The organism is Affinundibacterium amnicola (assembly GCF_014284275.1).
Lineage (GTDB): Bacteria > Pseudomonadota > Gammaproteobacteria > Burkholderiales > Burkholderiaceae_D > Undibacterium > Undibacterium amnicola.
The window spans coordinates 214456-232402 of record NZ_JACOFU010000002.1 but is presented as its reverse complement, the minus strand read 5'-3'; the positions used below and the strand labels follow the sequence as shown (position 1 = coordinate 232402).

At 44.9% G+C, this 17947-nt stretch carries 11 protein-coding genes; 10 read left to right on the top strand and 1 reads right to left on the bottom strand.

The window, feature by feature from the left end; genetic code table 11:
* Positions 1–62: 62 nt before the first annotated feature.
* From mshL to H8K33_RS05250, 6 genes are all read left to right on the top strand, one after another.
* On the top strand, positions 63–1799 hold the full coding sequence (mshL, locus tag H8K33_RS05275) for a pilus (MSHA type) biogenesis protein MshL (RefSeq protein ID WP_186889952.1): 1737 nt from the start codon (positions 63–65) through the stop codon (positions 1797–1799).
* Between the two features lie 100 nt (positions 1800–1899).
* Positions 1900–2841, top strand: coding sequence for an ExeA family protein (locus H8K33_RS05270; protein WP_281387275.1), 942 nt, complete (start codon positions 1900–1902; stop codon positions 2839–2841).
* Positions 2842–2848: 7 nt separating this feature from the next.
* Entirely contained in the window at positions 2849–4060 is a 1212-nt protein-coding gene (locus H8K33_RS05265) for a tetratricopeptide repeat protein (RefSeq protein ID WP_186889951.1), read from the top strand.
* 195 nt (positions 4061–4255) lie between these two features.
* Positions 4256–5194 carry a ribosome biogenesis GTPase YlqF gene (gene ylqF / locus H8K33_RS05260; RefSeq protein ID WP_186889950.1) on the top strand — a complete coding sequence of 313 codons (939 nt, stop codon included), beginning with the start codon at positions 4256–4258 and terminating at the stop codon, positions 5192–5194.
* 177 nt (positions 5195–5371) lie between these two features.
* A complete protein-coding gene (locus tag H8K33_RS05255) occupies positions 5372–5830 on the top strand; it encodes a hypothetical protein (protein ID WP_186889949.1) in 459 nt (152 codons plus the stop codon).
* A 26-nt stretch (positions 5831–5856) separates the two neighbouring features.
* Positions 5857–7482 carry a M28 family peptidase gene (locus H8K33_RS05250; RefSeq protein WP_186889948.1) on the top strand — a complete coding sequence of 542 codons (1626 nt, stop codon included), beginning with the start codon at positions 5857–5859 and terminating at the stop codon, positions 7480–7482.
* Positions 7483–7700: 218 nt separating this feature from the next.
* Here H8K33_RS05250 and H8K33_RS05245 read toward each other — a convergent pair whose 3' ends face one another.
* Entirely contained in the window at positions 7701–8363 is a 663-nt protein-coding gene (locus H8K33_RS05245; protein WP_186889947.1) for a GntR family transcriptional regulator, read from the bottom strand.
* Positions 8364–8973: 610 nt separating this feature from the next.
* Here H8K33_RS05245 and H8K33_RS05240 point away from each other — a divergent pair.
* The 4 genes from H8K33_RS05240 (at position 8974) to H8K33_RS05225 (ending at position 17807) form a co-directional block, all read left to right on the top strand.
* Positions 8974–9765 (top strand): AraC family transcriptional regulator, encoded by a 792-nt coding sequence (locus tag H8K33_RS05240; protein WP_246443359.1) that lies wholly within the window; start codon positions 8974–8976, stop codon positions 9763–9765.
* A 294-nt stretch (positions 9766–10059) separates the two neighbouring features.
* On the top strand, positions 10060–13218 hold the full coding sequence (locus H8K33_RS05235) for an amidohydrolase family protein (RefSeq protein ID WP_186889946.1): 3159 nt from the start codon (positions 10060–10062) through the stop codon (positions 13216–13218).
* Positions 13218–14633 carry an amidohydrolase family protein gene (locus H8K33_RS05230; RefSeq protein ID WP_222613301.1) on the top strand — a complete coding sequence of 472 codons (1416 nt, stop codon included), beginning with the start codon at positions 13218–13220 and terminating at the stop codon, positions 14631–14633. Before H8K33_RS05235 ends, H8K33_RS05230 begins: the two co-directional genes overlap by 1 nt.
* Before the next feature lie 240 nt (positions 14634–14873).
* Positions 14874–17807, top strand: a complete 2934-nt coding sequence (locus H8K33_RS05225) for a GGDEF and EAL domain-containing protein (RefSeq protein WP_222613300.1) — start codon at positions 14874–14876, stop codon at positions 17805–17807.
* The last annotated feature ends 140 nt before the right edge of the window (positions 17808–17947 follow it).

The following is a 17947-nucleotide window of genomic DNA, read 5'->3' as shown; positions in this document are numbered from 1 at the left end:
TTCAATAACATCATCAAATGAGAAGAAACACCAAAATTAAGTTGGACCAAGAAGGCTTAAACATGAAAAAAATAGGGCTATCAATTTTGCTATTAGGTTTGCTCGCTGCTTGTGCGATGCCACCTTCACGTCAAGAAACCTATGACTTGATCAAAAGTGAAATGAGTAAGGCGACAGCAGCCAATGTGAAAGCGGCAGAGCCAGATGCCGTGGCCGCATCTTTGTTGCCGCCACTGAATGTTGATTTACCCCCAGTGCGGAAACCTTTAGAGGAGCGTTTTAATCTCAGCTTTAGCAATGCACCAGCATCTCAATTTTTCATGGGCATCGTCGCAGGCACGCCCTACAATATGTTGGTGCATCCTGAAGTGACAGGCAATATTTCTGCCAACTTGAAAGATGTGACTTTGTTTGAAGCGCTTGATGCGATTCGTGAATTATATGGTTACGAATATAAAGTTGAGGGTAGTCGTATTTACGTTAAACCGTTGACTTTGCAGACTAGGGTTTTTCAAATCAACTATTTAGCGTCAGTACGAAAAGGTAGTTCTGATATTCGTGTGACCTCTGGTTCGGTGGCCGATGCGGTATTGACTGGAAATTCGACAGGTAGTTCATCGACAGGGCAAGCAAATACACCAGGTGGTGCGCCGACTGGTGGCAGTAGCCAGTCAGTCACCTCCAGCAAGATTAATACGACATCGAATAATGATTTTTGGTCAGAGTTGAAAGCTTCCTTAGATATTTTGGCTGGAAGCGGACAGGACGGTCGCCAAGTAGTGATCAATCCACAATCCGGCGTGGTGGTGGTGCGGGCGATGTCTGACGAGATTCGGAACATCGCTGCTTATTTAAAGGCGACACAGTTATCGGTTGATCGACAAGTGATTTTGGAAGCAAAGATTTTGGAAGTTGAATTGAACGATCAATATCAAACTGGGATCAATTGGGCGTCGTTTGCTTCGCTTAAATCTTCACCAAATAGTGCAGCGTCGATTGGTTTCTTGACGCCGGGTACGACCTTGAGCACGACGCGATTGACGACTGACGGAACTGGAATCGACACGATTACTGGTTTGAATTTAGGTGCAGCGTCTCGCGCAGCGGGATCGCTCTTTGGATTAGCATTTCAGACTGCCAATTTTTCAGCCTTACTATCATTTTTAGAATCGCAAGGTAGCGTACATGTGCTGTCCAGTCCGCGTATTGCCACATTGAATAATCAGAAAGCCGTACTGAAAGTTGGTAAAGATGAGTTTTTTGTCACCAGTTTAAAGACCACACCAGGCGTCGTTAGCACAGGTGGCAATACGGCTCCAACAGTCAGTGTCGAAGTGCAACCATTTTTCTCTGGTGTGGCGCTTGATGTGACACCGCAGATTGATGATGAGGGCAATATTATTTTGCACGTTCATCCGTCGGTGAGCAAAGTGACGACCATTGAAAAAACGGTGAACGCTGGTAGCGCGGGATCTGTCGTTTTACCATTGGCTTCCAGTGTGGTATCGGAAACAGATAGTATTGTGCGTGGACAAAATGGGCGCATCGTCGCAATTGGTGGTTTGATGCGCCAATCAAATTCCGATGACCGTTCTCAAATTCCTGGTGCTGGTGAAGTACCTTTACTAGGTGGCTTATTCAGAAACACCAATCAAATTTCTCAAAAGCGTGAATTAGTGATTTTGATTCGTCCAACGATTGTGGAAAGCGATGCCGCTTGGGAAAAAGATTTATTGGAGAGTCAGAAAAGAATTGAAGAAATGACCCCGCGCACGCGTTTAGAAAAGAAAATCCAGTGAACACTGCTGATCGATTCAAGCATGAGATTCGATGGCTGCTTATTATGCGTGCAAGCAATATCATGCAATCAGCTCAGCTCATCTCTATGGAGAGGTTTTCATGGTCAGAATGAGTACCTACAAATCGCATTTCGGTTTGCACGAAACGCCATTCGGAATCACGCCTGATACCAGTTTTTTCTTTTCTTTTGGTAGCCATTTAGAAGCGCTTAATACCTTATTGGTCGCAGCACAAAATGGCGAAGGTTTTATAAAAATCACAGGCGAAGTCGGCACCGGTAAGACTTTGTTATGCCGGCAGTTTCTAAAAACCTTAGGTGGCGATTTTGTGACGGCATATATTCCTAATCCTTTTTTGGAACCCCGAACTCTATTGCTGGTGTTAGCTGACGACTTGGGAATTCCGCAAGAAAAGGAATGCGAACAACATCAAGTATTAAAAGCAATCAACTTACATTTGTTGGAGCTTGCAAAAAATGGTAAGCGGGTTCTGCTATGCATAGATGAAGCGCAAGCACTGCCAATGGAAACTTTGGAGGCGATTCGTTTGCTCAGCAATTTAGAAACTGAAAAGCGAAAATTGCTGCAAATTGTTTTATTTGGTCAGCCTGAATTAGATAAGCGACTGGCTCGCAATGAGATTCGTCAATTGGCACAAAGGATTAGCTTTCACTATCGTCTACGGCCACTAAATCTCGATGAAACGAGTTTTTATATACAACATCGGCTAAGGATTGCCGGCTTTAGTCAAATACGCTTGTTTTCGCGCACGGCCATCTTTGCACTGTGGGTCGCGAGTGCCGGTGTTCCGCGTATGTTGAACATCTTAGCGAACAAAGCAATGATGCTTAGTTATGGTGAAGGACGTCCAGATGTGGGCGTTCAGCAAGTCATTGCCGCAATTCGTGATACCGAAGCTGCGCCAGGATTTAAACGTCTGTCTTCTCGTCTAACCTTCGCTAGCCTCATGATACTCGTCGGTGTTTCATTGATTGCAGGCTTCGGTCGAACACTTTGGACATTTTGGACACTAGGGGTATGAGTTTGATATGAGTCTTATCAATCAAATGTTGCAAGATTTGGAAAAACGCGGCGAAGCTGAAACTGCACAGTCAGGCGCGCGTTATGCACAATTCGGTAGCCATGTACCCGTACGAAACAACAGCAAATATTGGCGCCTGATTTTTTTAGGGCTTGGTTTTTTATTGATTGCATTTCTTATCTACGATAAGTTTTTTTCTAAAACCATTTTTCAACCTAATCCCTTGCCGGCGGTGAGCAAAGAGCATGCCTTGCTCGTTGCTCCTATATCGACAGCGTCGCCCGCAGCCTCGATTCCAGTAAAGGTGCAAGATGCTCAGAGTCCTGTCATGAATGAATTAGGACTGAATTTGAAATTGACTACGCAAGTTGATTCTGCACAATTAGCTGCGATTGACGACATCAGCATGCGTGGCGATCAAGGTAAAAGAACCAATCAAGCTAGTAACGCAGCTTTGAACGATACACCATTGCAGACCTCCTCAACGCAGTTGAACAAGGCGCCAATAGCAGCAAAAAACTCTGAGCTTGATCAGCAAAAAACACTGAAGCAATCAACATCCGCTGCGACCAATAAATCATTGGAGGACGCAGTAAAGTCGACAACACCGATCGCCACTTCAAATGTGATGGTGAAAGAAGTGTCAGCCCAGCAGCGTGCGGAGGGGGAATATCGACAAGCAACCGTGTATCAACAGCAAGGTCGCGTTAACGAAGCAATTCAGGTTTTGGATAACGCATTAAAATCTGATCCTATGCACAACGCAGCACGACAACTAAAAATCTCATTGTTGTTGGAAGCAAAACGACATGACGATGCGATTCGCGAGTTAAAACTGGGATTAGTGAATGAACCTGGGCAATTAAATTTTTCTATGATTTTGGCGAGACTATTGGTTGAGCGTGCCAAGCTCAATGAAGCCATTGAGGTTTTACAAAAAAATCAGGGGCTCGCGCAGGATCGAGCTGATTATCTGGCTTTTTTAGCGGCACTTCAGCAAAAAACTGGACATCATAAAGAGGCGATACAGTTATATCGTCAAGCGCTGAAAAAGCATAGTCAAAATGCTGTTTGGTGGATGGGCTTGGGTATCTCGTTGCAAGCCGATGGCGCGAACCAAGATGCTGTTGATGCCTATAAACAAGCTAAATTACAATCCGGTTTAAGCTCGGAGTTACAAGCATTTGTTGACCAAAAAATTGAACAATTGCAAAAATAATTATTTAAATCATTAGCTTAAATATTGTGGATGTGCTCAGCGTTTCACTAAGTATTTCAGTGAATTCAGATCAAAAGAAGATATTTTGGCGAGAAACGCGTGGAAATTGATCGAAAACTGCAAACTAATTCGATGCGCATGTCTGCAAGTCCGTAAAATAGCGCTTTAAGTTATTTTCGCAAAAGAAGAAAAAGTATGTCTATACAATGGTTCCCCGGTCATATGAATGCGGCACGCAAAAAAGCGGCCGAGACTATGGAAAACACCGATCTGGTGATCGAAGTTTTGGATGCCCGTATCCCACAAGCAAGCTGCAACCCAATGGTTGAGCAATTACGGACCTTTCGTCAGCGTCCTTGTCTGAAAATTTTAAACAAAAGTGATCTCGCTGATCCCCATGCGACGAAAGCATGGTTGGAATTTTATAATGCACAAAAAGGCGTGAAAGCAGTTGCAATGAGTTGCAAAAAGCCTGCTGATGTCGCCAAGGTTCCCGGTTATGCTTTGGAAATGGCGCCACATCGTGGTGTGCCGACTAAGCCTTTGCGCATGATGATTATGGGGATTCCTAACGTCGGTAAATCGACTTTGATGAATGCTCTGTTGAAAAAACGTGTTGCGAATGTGGGTGATGAGCCTGCTGTGACGAAAGTTCAGCAACGCTTATATCTCGGTAAAAATATGATTTTGACCGATACGCCAGGTATGTTGTGGCCGAAGATCCAGCATCCGACAGATGGTTTGATGTTGGCGGCAAGCCATGCGATTGGTGTGAATGCCTTGATCGAGGAAGAGGTTGCAACATTTCTGGCTGAGCTTTTACTACAACGCTATCCACAGTTTTTATCGACCCGTTATGGTTTCTCAACCGAAGGTATCGATGCCGTAAGTGTGATTGAAGCGGTCGCAAAAAAACGCGCCTACCGTTTAAAAGGTGGCGATTGGGATTTTGAAAAAGCCGCACACACTTTGCTGCTCGATTATCGCAGTGGTGCTTTAGGCCGCGTCAGCTTAGAAACACCAGCAAGTCGCGAGCATTTATTGGCGACTTATGTTCCTCCTGTTTTGTTGGGGCAAGGTAAGAGCGTTGATACTGGCATGATGGAAGATGCGCTTGAGGACGAAGAAGAATAAGTTTATAGATTTCAGTGACTCTGCATCAGCACAATTCGCATCATTTCGCTTCATTTTCCGCGTTTTTACTTTCATTTCTGATGACCACTCATGGAAGAAAATAGATTTTTGCGATTTCTGTCTAAAGTAATCTTTAGCGTCGGTATTTCTTATCTCGCATGGCATGGATTCGAAAGAATGAGATCCGGCTATGGTCCCATCGGTTTGCTACTGGTTAGCATGATTTGGGGCCGATTGTTTCCACGAGAAATCATTAGTTTGTTTTCGTTCATCAAACGTGAAGCCTATAGCTCAGCGCTGATGCATTGGCATGGCAAGTATTATAGTTTTGATGGACGGCAAATTCGTTTTTATCTAATTGCGCGCACAGTTTGGATTCCGATCACCGACATCGAGCGTATTGTCGAGCCCAAATTAGAAAAACATGAAATTGAGGCGCTTGGTTTTCAGTATGGGAAAATTCCAGAGCAACGTGCAATGGGAGTTACTGAGGGTGGTCTTTTACAGCTATTAAAGCCACGAACTGAAGGCGGACATACTAATTACAAAATGATTCGCTTTAAGCGTTGGCTTTTGGCCAGCGCTCTCGTCAATGTAAAACGTTTGCCGAAGTCGGCGATAAAAAATATTCACTAAATATAAATAAAAATGAGGGATGGTTTATGCGTGTGTTGATTGGGTTGTTGTTAGCTTCATTTGTATGTTCTGCACAGGCGCAAGTTCTGCAAGCGCCTGTCGTCAAAGAACCCGTATTACGTGCCCATTTGGCATTCTTAGCTGATGATTTACTAGAAGGACGCGGCACTGGTCAACGAGGTGGTGATCTGACCGTCGCCTATCTCGAAACGCAGGCAAAACTGATTGGTTTGCAGCCGATGTACCCTCAGCAAAAGTCTCCCTACCGACAAGCGGTTAATTTGGTCGGTTCTCAGACCTTGCCTTCCAGTCAGGTTCAACTTTCTGTTGCAGGACAAACGATTTCGCCAGAGCTTGGTGCCGACGTTTTGCTTAGTGCAACCAACGGAAAGACAGAGAACAGTGTGAATGCCGCGCTGGTATTTGTTGGTTATGGTGTACGTGCACCAGAAGAACAATGGGATGACTACAAAGGACAAGATTTACGCGGTAAATTCTTGATCATGTTGGCTAACGATCCACAGCCAACAAAAGAAGAACCACATCGTTTTGCAGGCAAAGCAATGACTTATTATGGTCGTTGGACATATAAGTTTGAAGAGGCGAAACGTCAAGGTGCAGCGGGCATTTTAATTTTGCATACAACGGAATCTGCTGCATATGGATGGAATGTGCCACAAACCAGTTTTAGTCATGAGCGATTCAATTTAGCTGGCGCAGGTAATGCAGTTGAGGGCTGGTGGCGAGAGGACAGCGCCAGAGCATTCTTTAAAGTTGCAGGATTCGAGTTAGATGCTTTGAAAGCAGCGGCTGAGCGCTGCGATTTTAGCCCCATTGCATTGCAGGCGCAGATTCAGGTCAATGTGCAGAGCAAGGTGCGTCGTGTTGAACAATTTAATGTCATGGGTATGGTGCCAGGTAGCGATCCAAGTTTGAAGCATGAAGCCGTCATTTATTCCTCACACTGGGATCACTTGGGGATGGTGGAAGAACCGGGAAAACCAGCACAGATTTGGAACGGTGCGATTGATAATGCGAGCGGAACTGCGGCTTTATTGGCGATGGCACAAGAGGCAGTGAAGCGACCAGCTAAGCGAACTCAGATATTTTTATGGCCAGCTGCAGAAGAGCAGTATTTGCTGGGGAGTTTAGCTTATGTGCGTGAACCTGCATGGCCGTTGGCGAATACCATCGCGGATTTGAATTTAGACAGCATGAACTTTGTTGGCAAAACGAAGGACATAGGAATTGCCGGCAGCGAGCGCAGTACACTCTATGATAGCGCTGTGAAAGTCGCGAAAAAAATGGGTTTGGCAATTGCCCCCCCTGTGCTGGATTTAGGTGGAGCATTTTATCGTGCCGATCATTTCAGTTTTGCGCGGGTCGGCATCCCAGCATTTAATGTGGGGTCAGCGGTGTTTTCTGGCGACGGTCATTTTCATTATCAGCACGAGCCTGATCAATCCGCAAAAAAGATGAAGCACTTTAAAAATGATTACCATACGCCGCGTGATCGTTATGATGCCAGTTGGGATTTGAGCGGAATGCAACAGCAAACGCAATTTACCTTTGAACTTGGCTACGAAATCGCGAATGCGAAAGAGAAACCAACATGGCGTAAGGGTGATCCATTGGCAAAGCTGCGCCCTTAAATATGTTCGAGAAAATTTCTCTCCCGTTTAAAGATATTAAGAGATTCTTTTTAAGAGATTTTTTCAGATAATTTTTCACTCAATAAAATTTTGTTCAATAAAAAAGCTGCACAAGATAAAAACTTGTGCAGCTTTTTTGTTTTTAGATTTGTGTCTTGCCGGTGTCAGTTCAGCTCAGCTCAGCACAACACGACATAACATAACATAACACAAGGAACTTAACCATTAATCACTTTGCGTGTGTACGATTCCAAGTAATCCATTAAGTTATCTGCGCCTTTTGCAGCAGCTTCTTCGTTACCATCGGCGATGCCTTGTGCTAATAACATGTGACAGCGCGCCGCTTCGTGCATATCACCTTCGTGTTGATAAGCGTACCAGAATCGACGGCATTTAATAATTAAAGGAATGACTGCTGCAACTGCGGAAGGGTTGCGACAGGCTTCATGTACAACATGATCTAAAGCCATATCTGCGGCCATAAACTCATCCAATTTACCATTGTGAGCCGCAACCACCATTTGCGCTCCACACGCCAAAATACTTTCACGCAATTGGGGTGTGGCGCGTCTGGCAGCGCTGCTGGCGATGAGTTTTTCTATGACTCGGCGCGTTTCAATCAAAGTGACATGTTCAGCTGCTTCAATATCTTTGACGATCAATCCACGTCGAGGCAACTGTACGATTAATCCATTCGACGACATACGCATTAAAGCTTCACGTAATGGTGTTCGTCCTAATCCGGTGATATCAATTAATTCTGATTCGACGATCGGTGCACCTGGTTTGAGTTGCAGGGTCACGATCATGTTTTCAATCGCAACATAAGCGATATCGGCAGCACGCATTTTGGCAGGTGTTGAGACTTTAGTTGATTGCATACAATGACTGTTGTGAAATTTATCATTGGATTATAAGTTATTAGCCCAATTTTCCTCAATTTTCTTTTGAATTTTGGCCTTTTTTTCATACAAAAAAAGCGACAGTGCTTTTTTTATGCTTTGTCGGATATTCAAATTGACGGTTTTTGATCTTGATTGCGCACAACAACAGTGCAACATTCACCTAATATATTTATAAAATGTCGAAATGATTTTTTTGAGATAATCTCTGTCTTGTTCGCTTTGTTAAGTCTATGTTGACTAAGTTTTAATCATTTAGTGATGCATTTAGTCATGAGATATCTGCACAAGCTAAAGCATGGCCGAAGTTTGAATCTGCGAATTTGACTATGCGTCGCTGCGCTCCAGCACGGTTACGCTTCTCGATCTAAACTTCAACCGCTCGCGACGGTTGTGTAGAGGTCTCGTCATCATAAATATGTGCAGAATTGTTTCAATTCGGAGAATTTTGTTGCAAACAAGCTACTCAATTGGATTTATTTAGGATAATATAAGTTGAAATTTAAATAATTATTTGGTTTGCGATATTCTTTTATTAAAGCTGATATATGTTCTATATGCAGCATTTATATTAATTTGGTTTTTACTTATGTTACAAAATACTATGCGAACTAAATTGAGTTTGATTGAGAACTCTGGCAAACAGCTTCTAGCCAACAGCATCGCTGACGCGTTCTTTGTGGAGCCGCTATTTGATGCGATGCCAGATCTGGTGTTCTTTGTGAAAGACATACAAGGACGTTATGTGGTGGTAAATCAAACTTTGGTCACGCGTTGCGGCTTTAAAGACAAGGAACAATTGATTGGGCGAACAGCTGACGAGGTATTTCCTGCCTCTTTGGCAGAAACTTATCGCGAACAAGATGAGTTGGTTTTACACAAGGGCTACGATGTAAAGGATCAGCTTGAATTGCATCTGTATCCCGATCGTGATCCGGGCTGGTGTCTAAGCAATAAAATCGCATTGCGCGACAAAGATCATCAGATCATTGGGTTGTGTGGCACTTCTCGCGATTTAGGAATGCCTGATCAACGGCATCCTGTGTATCACCGAATTGCCGCGGCGGTTCGACATATTCACACGCACTTCGGCGAAACTGTGCCGATGGTCGAGTTGGAGCAAATTACCAATTTATCAGTGGCGCAAATTGAACGCTATTTCCATAAAATTTTCTCGCTGACACCGCGCCAATTTATGATTAAAGTAAAGTTGGATGCAGCAACGGGAATGCTGGTTGATCGCCAACGTAGTATTACCGATATTGCTGCGACCTGTGGCTATCAAGACCACAGTGCTTTTTCAAGAATGTTTAAGTCCACCGTTGGAATGACACCTTCCGAGTACCGCGAAGTATTGTTGTCAACGACTAAGTGCGAGTGATGTTGTATTTTGTCAGTTAGCTCGTTTGACAGTTCCTGCCGCTGCATTGCCAGCATACAATCAGACCAATTTTCTACGTGATGTATGTTGAAAACAGGGAATTTATTCCCTGTTTTCATGTCCAAAGCCACTTCGTGATCATTTCTTACGTAGAGAAAATCAAAGTGGATCGGTGCCTTTGTTCTTTAATCCACTCCAGCAAGAAATTTTCATTAATGATTTATAACATGATGTGCCCATCATTGCACTGAGCTTGATGGACGCGGTGATTTTGCTTCCATTTGAGGAGACGATATGCAAGTTTGTTGGCGACTAAAGCCTGTTTCAGCTGTAATTTTTAGTGCACTCAGTTTGGCATCGGTTTGTGCCAGTGCACAGATCGCAACCGCCAGAGTAGAAGGACTACGCGAAAGTAATCCTCGTTGGCATGCCTTGACCGGAGCGCGATTGGTCGTTGCACCTGGAAAAGTGATTGAGAACGGAACTCTGGTGTTGCGCGATGGTGTGATTGTTGCGGCTGGCGCAAATCTTCCTGTTCCAACAGGTGCAAAGGTTTGGAAATTAGACGGACGTACGGTATACCCAGGTTTTATTGATATGGCGAGTACAGTGGGTGTGCCAGCAGGTTTATTGCCGGCCCCTGTTTTGTCTGGACCTGGCGCCGCTGCACGCCCTCCAGCACAACGCGTGTTAAACAGCCGCGCTTTAGCGAGTGAAAATTTTCGGGTTCGACCCGAGCAAGATGTGGCTAATCAATTAGAACTGCGTGCTGATGAGATTAAGGCTGTACGCGAATTAGGTTTTACCACTGTTTTAGCGGCGCCCGGCGCGGGTATTTTTCGCGGTCAAAGTGCTTTGCTAAACTTGAATGGCAGCGACAATGCAAAATCCGTGGTGCTGAATGCACGCGTTGCACAACATTTGGCAAACGAACTTGAGTTCGGACGTGGTGTTGGTTATCCCGGTTCACTGATGGGGGTGATCGCCCAAGTAAGACAAACTTTTTATGACGCACAATGGTATCAACGTGCGACAGACAGCAAATTAAAACAAGAGCGTCCGCAACTGAATGAATCTTTAGACGCGTTGAAGCCTGTTCTCGCTGGTCGTCAGCCGATCATTTATGCGACAGATAATGAGCAAGCTTATCAACGCGTGGCGAAAATTCGTGATGAATTTAAATTGCGCGTGATTTTGCAAGGCAATGGCTATGAATATCGTCGTACTCAGCATTTAAAAACCGGTGGTATGCCAGTCATCGTTCCACTGCTGTTTCCAAACGCACCTGAGGTTGATAACCCAGATATGTTGCTGGATACCTCCTTAGAGGCAATGCAGCATTGGGAACAAGCTCCGGCAAATTTGGCGATGTTAGATAAAGCTGGTGTCGAGTTTGCGATTACGTCGGCAGGCTTAAAAGATCCGAAGAAAGATTTCTGGAATCGTCTGCGTCAGGCAATTCGTCGAGGTTTAAGTGTAGAGCAAGCCTTAGCAGGTTTGACGACCACGCCCGCGAAATTATTGGGTGAACAAAAACGACTCGGTAGCTTAACACCAGGTCATCTCGCTAATATTGTGGTGACCAGTGGTGATATGTTTAGCGATGACAAAGCGAATATTGAGATTACCTTTGTTGATGGCAAGCCTTTTGTGACGGAACACTATAATCGTTTCGAGTTACGCGGTAGCTGGAATGTCAACGCCGGCGGCAAGGCCCAAGTTTGGAACATCACAGGCGTCGCTGCGAAACCGATGCTGAATATCGATGGCGTGAATGTTGACCTTAATTTGCGTGATAATCAGCTATTAGCGCGTTATGCAGATACGGCGATTATTGCTGAAGGACGTGGCGATAGTTTGACGGGTACTATTCAGCAAGGGCAGGGCAAGGCAGTCAGCTGGAGCGCAACACGGGCAAAAGCTGTCGCCGCCGATACCACGCCAGCAAAAGTAGAAAAGCCAGCAGCGGTATGGAACCAACTTTATCCAGCAGGTCCTTATGCGATAAACGCACCTGAACGTCCAGCTGCGATTTTGCTCAAAAATGCAACCATCTGGACCAGTGGAAAAGCTGGCAAATTGGAGCAAAGCGATATGCTAGTCCTTAACGGCAAAATCAGTGCAATTGGTAAGGATTTGAAAGCCCCTGCAAATGCAGAAATCATTGATGCAAGCGGCAAGCATATTAGTCCAGGCATTATTGATGCACATTCTCATACTGCGATGATGCAAGGTGTTAATGAAGGTAGTAGCTCGATTACCGCAGAAGTTCGAGTTGGCGATGTCATCGACGCAAGTAGCATCAATATTTATCGTCAATTAGCTGGTGGTGTGACCACTGCGAATGTCTTACATGGCTCTGCCAATACGATTGGCGGACAAAATCAAGTGATCAAAATGCGTTGGGGATCTGATGCCGAAGGATTGAAATTGGACGGCGCTTTCCCCGGGATTAAATTTGCGCTTGGCGAAAATGTTAAACAATCGAACTGGGGTAATGATGCGACTGGACGTTATCCGCAAACACGTATGGGCGTTGAGCAAATATTGCGTAGCGGATTCTTAGCCGCACGTGAATACGAAGCGGAACGTGAGGCATGGCGTAAATCACCATCAACGATGGTGGAGCCTCGTCGCGATTTGCAAATGGATACTTTGGTTGAATTGCTGGATCGTAAACGCATGATCCATATTCATTCCTATCGTCAAGATGAAATTTTGATGTTTGCACGTGTGGCGAAAGAATTTAACTTATTGGTCGGTACTTTCCAGCATGTGATGGAAGGCTATAAAGTTGCTGATGAAATCGCTGCACTTGGCGCTGGCGGTTCCACATTTTCTGATTGGTGGGGCTACAAAATGGAAGTGAGTGATTCAGTGCCATTTAATGGTGCATTGATGCATAAAGCGGGTGTCGTCACGAGTTTTAATTCTGATAGCGATGAGTTAGCGCGTCACCTCAATACCGAAGCTGCAAAAGCAGTCAAGTATGGTGGTTTGTCTGAAACAGAAGCCTTGAAATTCGTGACCTTAAATCCTGCAAAACAATTGCAGATTGATGATAGAACTGGGTCATTAGAGATTGGTAAAGATGCTGACTTTGTGATTTGGAATACCAGTCCCTTGTCGACGTTTAGTCGGGCTGAGCAAACTTGGATTGATGGTCGCCGGTACTTTGACTTGTCAAGTGATGCACGCTTGCGTCAACAAACGCAAGAAGAGCGTCAACGTATTGCTGCGAGTGTGATTGCTTCACGTACGCCGCAGGCAGCGCCTACGAACCGTGCAAAAGATGCTGTTTCAGAAAAAGTCAGTGCGCCGAAAACTGCGGCTGAAATGCTTGAAGCAAATCGCGCCTATTTGGAATTGCAACATTGGATGCACATGCTTAGCAAGCACCGTACGGGTTATTGGGTGGGTGCTGAAGAGCATGAATGTACAGGAGCAGAGTAATGAATCACTTAGAAAAAATATACTCTTCCAAATTAACTCTACAAACAAAAAATATGATGAAGAAAACTTCACTGACTCGTCGTTTGACCAAAGTTTTTGGCGCTAGTGTTTTTTTATTCTTGAGCGCTGGCGGAGCTGCGCAAGCCTCAGATAATGTTCCGGCTGCGGCCCAGAAAACGCCTCTGCTATTTAAGGGCGCGACATTGCATACGGTAAGTGGGGAATCCATCGCCAATGGCAATATGTTGGTTGATAAAGGACGCATTGTGGCTTTAGGATCGCAGTTCGCGATTCCGGCAAATGCGAAAGTAATTGATGTCAGTGGTAAGCATATCTACCCAGGAATGATTGCTGCGAACACCGTGATGGGTTTGGCTGAAGTGCAATCCGTTCGTGCCACGTTGGATTATGCGGAAGCCGGTGCAATTAATCCTAATGCACGTGCATTAGTTGCGGTTAATCCTGATTCTGAATTAATCACGACGGCAAGAGCAAATGGGGTATTGGCGACTTTGTCTGTGCCTAATTCGCCAGCGGGATTAATTAACGGCACTTCAGCATTGATTCAGCTAGATGGTTGGACGTGGGAAGAAATGTCGGTGCAATCAGAGGTGGGTTTGCATATCAGCTTACCCAATTTACGCTTCAATCCTGAGTTATTTCCCGCACCATTTGATGCGCGCTTAGAAGAAATCCGCAAAGCGAGCGCGCAGCGTCTAAAAATGCTGGAAGAGGCATTTGATTCTGCAATCGCTTATCGTGAAGCGCGTGCGCAAAATGATGGTACGAAGATTGATGTGCGTTGGGAAGCGATGTTGCCTGCAATTGCAGGAAAACGTCTGGTATTTTTTCATGCGCAGGATGTGAATCAGATTCGCTTCGCTTTAAATTTCGCTAAACGCTATCAATTGAAAGCCGTCATCGTTGGCGGTGCTGATGCCCCAGTGTTAGGGGATCTCTTAAAGCAGCAGCAGGTGCCAGTGATTGTGACCGGCATTCATAAATTGCCAATGCGTCGCGGGGCTGATTACGATGCTTATTACACCGTAGCAGCCAAACTAGCACAGGCAGGCGTGCAATTTTGCATCGCCCGTGCTGGTACCGATGACGATGCTCCCAACGAGCGTAATTTGCCGTACGAGGCCGCTGTCGCAGCAACGTTTGGTTTGGATGCAAAAGAAGCCTTAAAGGCAATTACTTTGTACCCGGCCCAAATACTTGGTGTTGCCGATAAACTGGGTTCATTGGAATCAGGGAAGTTGGCGAATTTCTTTATCACCAATGGCGATCCCTTGGAGACCACAACACAAGTTGAGCAAGTGTATATTCAAGGAAGGGCAGTTGATACCAGTACCAAGCAATCACGTTTGACTGAGAAATATCAGCAAAAATATTTACAAAAAGCACAGCCTTAATTTTATCAAGGCAAGTCGTTATAGCCTGAATAAAAAAACTTGAAGCGTCTGGATAGATGCTTCAAGTTTTTTTTATGTCTTTTACCTTTGAATTGTCTCATTCGGGTATGTTGTATAGCATCCTTCCCTTGTCTGTGAGAAACTATTGCAAACATTGGTAAGCAATTAACCCTATATCCTCGAACGTTTTTTTCATGTAGTGATCGGTCTCAATAGGACAAGATAAGACAAAAAATAACGATGCCAAATCTACTCTCTAATCTGACTAAGATCATCAATGATACTAGCTTGCATCATGTTTTCTCAGAGTGCTTGAAGCTAATATCCTTAGACGGTCGATTAATGCAAATGAATACGGCTGGCTTGGCCTTGGTCGAGGCTGATCGATTTGAACAGATTCACAATGTCAGTGTTGATAGTTTGGTCGATGAAGCGTATCGGCCCGCATTTGTTGATATGCATCGTCGTGTCTGTAACGGTGAGCAGCTTAGTTTGAGCTTCAAAATTACAGGTTTAAGAGGGCGTTCAACCTGGATGGAAATGCGCGCCAGTCCGGTGCGTGCAGAATCTGGTGAAATTGTTGCTGTGTTTGGTATTAGCCGAAATATTACAGCTAGAAAAAACATCGAGCAGGCTTTACAAGATAGTGAACAACGCTTTCGCACGTTGATAGAAACGATTCCTCAACAAGTCTGGACCGCCAATCCTGAAGGTGGTATTACCTACGTCAATCAGCGTACGCTGGAATATTTTGCCGTTCCGTCTGAGCATATTTTTGGATCAGGCTGGGAGCACCTGATTCATTCTGATGATTTGCCAGAAGCGCGCAGACGATGGCATCTGGCGGTATCCGATGTTAGTCCTTACGAAGTTGAGTTTCGTTTACGTCGACATGATGGCGAATATCGTTGGCACTTAGCTTCTGCATTACCGCTGCGTAATCAGGCTGGTGCGGTATTGCAATGGTTTGGTACGAATACCGATATTTCCCTCAGTAAGCAACATGCAGCTGCACTACGTGATAGCGAACGTAACTTAATTGCAGCGCAGGCGCGTGCAAAGATTGGTAGTTGGCGACGAGATCTGCAAACGAATTCTTCGGTCTGGTCAGCGGAGATGTATCGGATTTTTGGCTTTGATGCAGATGCTACTCCGCCTGCAATTGAACAATTGATAGCGAAGGTACACCTTGAAGATCAAGCCCAATTTATCGCGGTATACGAAACTTACTTAGATGGGCAGCGTGCATGTCAGCTAGATTTTCGATATTTCTCGCAAGATGGTGCAATGTTATGGATAGAAGCAAAGAGTGAACCCTTATTCGATTCTGCTGGAACTTTGATTGCTTTAACTGGCACAGCACAAGACATTAGCGAACGTAAACGCATAGAACAAGATTTAGAGGTTTCAAGACAATTTCTCGCGGAATGCCAATCAATTGCGCAGATTGGTGGTTGGGAAATCGATCTACAAACAAGAAAACTGACATGGACTGAGGAAACCTATCGGATTCATGATACAAGTCCAGCAGAATTTACACCGACCGTAGATGCAGGAATCAGTTATTTTTTACCTGAGTCGAGAACTAGGTTGCAGGCAGCGTTAGCCCATGCAACTGAGCGTGGTGAAGCATATGATTTAGAGCTTGAGAAATTTACCTTAAAGGGGCGCAAGATCATTGTTCGGACAACTTGCCATGTCACTATGCAAGATGGAAAAGCAATTCGCCTGACGGGTATTTTTCAAGATATCACTGAGCAAAAAATGTCGCAGCTGGCTTTAAATAATGCCTACCTTGAGTTGGAGCGTTCAAACGGTATGCTGGAGCATATTGCTCACTACGATCCCTTAACGCATCTGCCTAATCGGGTCTTGCTTGCAGATCGCATGCAACAAGCGATGCTTCAATGTCAGCGTCGAGGTAATTCTCTGGCAGTGGCATTTTTGGATCTGGATGGATTTAAAACGGTCAATGATTTGCATGGTCATAGTATGGGGGACGAACTCTTGATTGCGGTTGCAGGGCGTTTACGAACGGCCTTGCGTGAAGGCGATACGTTGGCGCGCATCGGTGGCGACGAGTTTGTGGCGATTTTGACTGATCTTGAGAATAGCAAAGATTGTGAACCAATTTTAAGTCGTTTACTCAGTGCTGCCGCGGAGCCACTCACTTTGCATCACGTTGATTTACAAGTGAGTGCAAGTATCGGTGTCACCATTTATCCGCAAGATGGTGTTGATGCGGAACAGTTACTCAGGCATGCAGATCAGGCGATGTATTTATCTAAGCAAGCCGGGAAAAACTGTTTCCATCTGTTCGATGTGGCGCAAGACACGGCGATCAAAGTGCAAAGAGATGACCTGACGCAAATTCAGCGCGCCTTGATGCATCGTGAGTTTGTTTTGTATTATCAACCTAAAGTGAATATGCGGTCGGGTCAGGTGTTTGGCGCTGAAGCTTTAATTCGCTGGCAGCATCCGGTGAAAGGCTTATTAACTCCAGCCAATTTTTTACCCGCTGTTGAAAATCATTTATTTAGTATTGAACTAGGTGAATGGGTCATTGCGACAGCGCTGGCGCAACTTCAGCAATGGCATGCTCAAGGGATAGAGATTTCAGTCAGCGTGAATGTGGGAGCTTTGCAATTGCAGCAGCCAGATTTTACGCAACGTTTGGAAAGTCTTTTATCACCGTATCCAAGATCGCTATATGCCAAATTAGAATTAGAAATCTTAGAGAGTAGTGCACTTGATGATATTGAGAAGGTGTCAAAAGTTATACATCTTTGCCAGGCAATGGGGATACGATTTGCACTGGATGACTTTGGAACCGGATATTCATCATTACGTTATTTAAAACGCTTACCAGCCGAAGTACTGAAAATTGATCAAAGTTTCGTGCGTGACATGCTTGATGATGAGGGGGATTTGGCGATCATTCATGGCGTGATAGGTTTGGCTTCGGCATTTAATCGAAGTGTCATTGCCGAAGGCGTTGAAAGTATTGAATCTGGCGAGAAATTACTGGCGATAGGCTGTGATAGTGCGCAGGGATATGGCATTGCGCGACCAATGCCTGCAGAAGCATTCCCAGCTTGGATTCGTCAATGGCAGTCGCCGTTTAAGTTGCCACAGAACTCAACGCTGAAGGCGTCACACCAGTCACTGGTTTAGTTTGTGAATTTATCCTGAAGTGCATCACACATTTCAAATATTGAATCGAATCAAATATCGAAGCGCACCAAATATCGAATCGAATAAATTCGTATAAAAAAACAGGTAGACACAATTCTGTGCTACCTGTCCAAAGTCCA

Excerpts from the sequence above, each read along its gene's own strand:
- mshL (WP_186889952.1), top strand. The coding sequence starts at position 63 with ATGAAAAAAATAGGGCTATCAATTTTGCTATTAGGTTTGCTCGCTGCT.
- H8K33_RS05270 (WP_281387275.1), top strand. The coding sequence starts at position 1,900 with ATGGTCAGAATGAGTACCTACAAATCGCATTTCGGTTTGCACGAAACG.
- H8K33_RS05265 (WP_186889951.1), top strand. The coding sequence starts at position 2,849 with ATGAGTCTTATCAATCAAATGTTGCAAGATTTGGAAAAACGCGGCGAA.
- ylqF (WP_186889950.1), top strand. The coding sequence starts at position 4,256 with ATGTCTATACAATGGTTCCCCGGTCATATGAATGCGGCACGCAAAAAA.
- H8K33_RS05255 (WP_186889949.1), top strand. The coding sequence starts at position 5,372 with ATGAGATCCGGCTATGGTCCCATCGGTTTGCTACTGGTTAGCATGATT.
- H8K33_RS05250 (WP_186889948.1), top strand. The coding sequence starts at position 5,857 with ATGCGTGTGTTGATTGGGTTGTTGTTAGCTTCATTTGTATGTTCTGCA.
- H8K33_RS05245 (WP_186889947.1), bottom strand. The coding sequence starts at position 8,363 with ATGCAATCAACTAAAGTCTCAACACCTGCCAAAATGCGTGCTGCCGAT.
- H8K33_RS05240 (WP_246443359.1), top strand. The coding sequence starts at position 8,974 with ATGTTACAAAATACTATGCGAACTAAATTGAGTTTGATTGAGAACTCT.
- H8K33_RS05235 (WP_186889946.1), top strand. The coding sequence starts at position 10,060 with ATGCAAGTTTGTTGGCGACTAAAGCCTGTTTCAGCTGTAATTTTTAGT.
- H8K33_RS05230 (WP_222613301.1), top strand. The coding sequence starts at position 13,218 with ATGAATCACTTAGAAAAAATATACTCTTCCAAATTAACTCTACAAACA.
- H8K33_RS05225 (WP_222613300.1), top strand. The coding sequence starts at position 14,874 with ATGCCAAATCTACTCTCTAATCTGACTAAGATCATCAATGATACTAGC.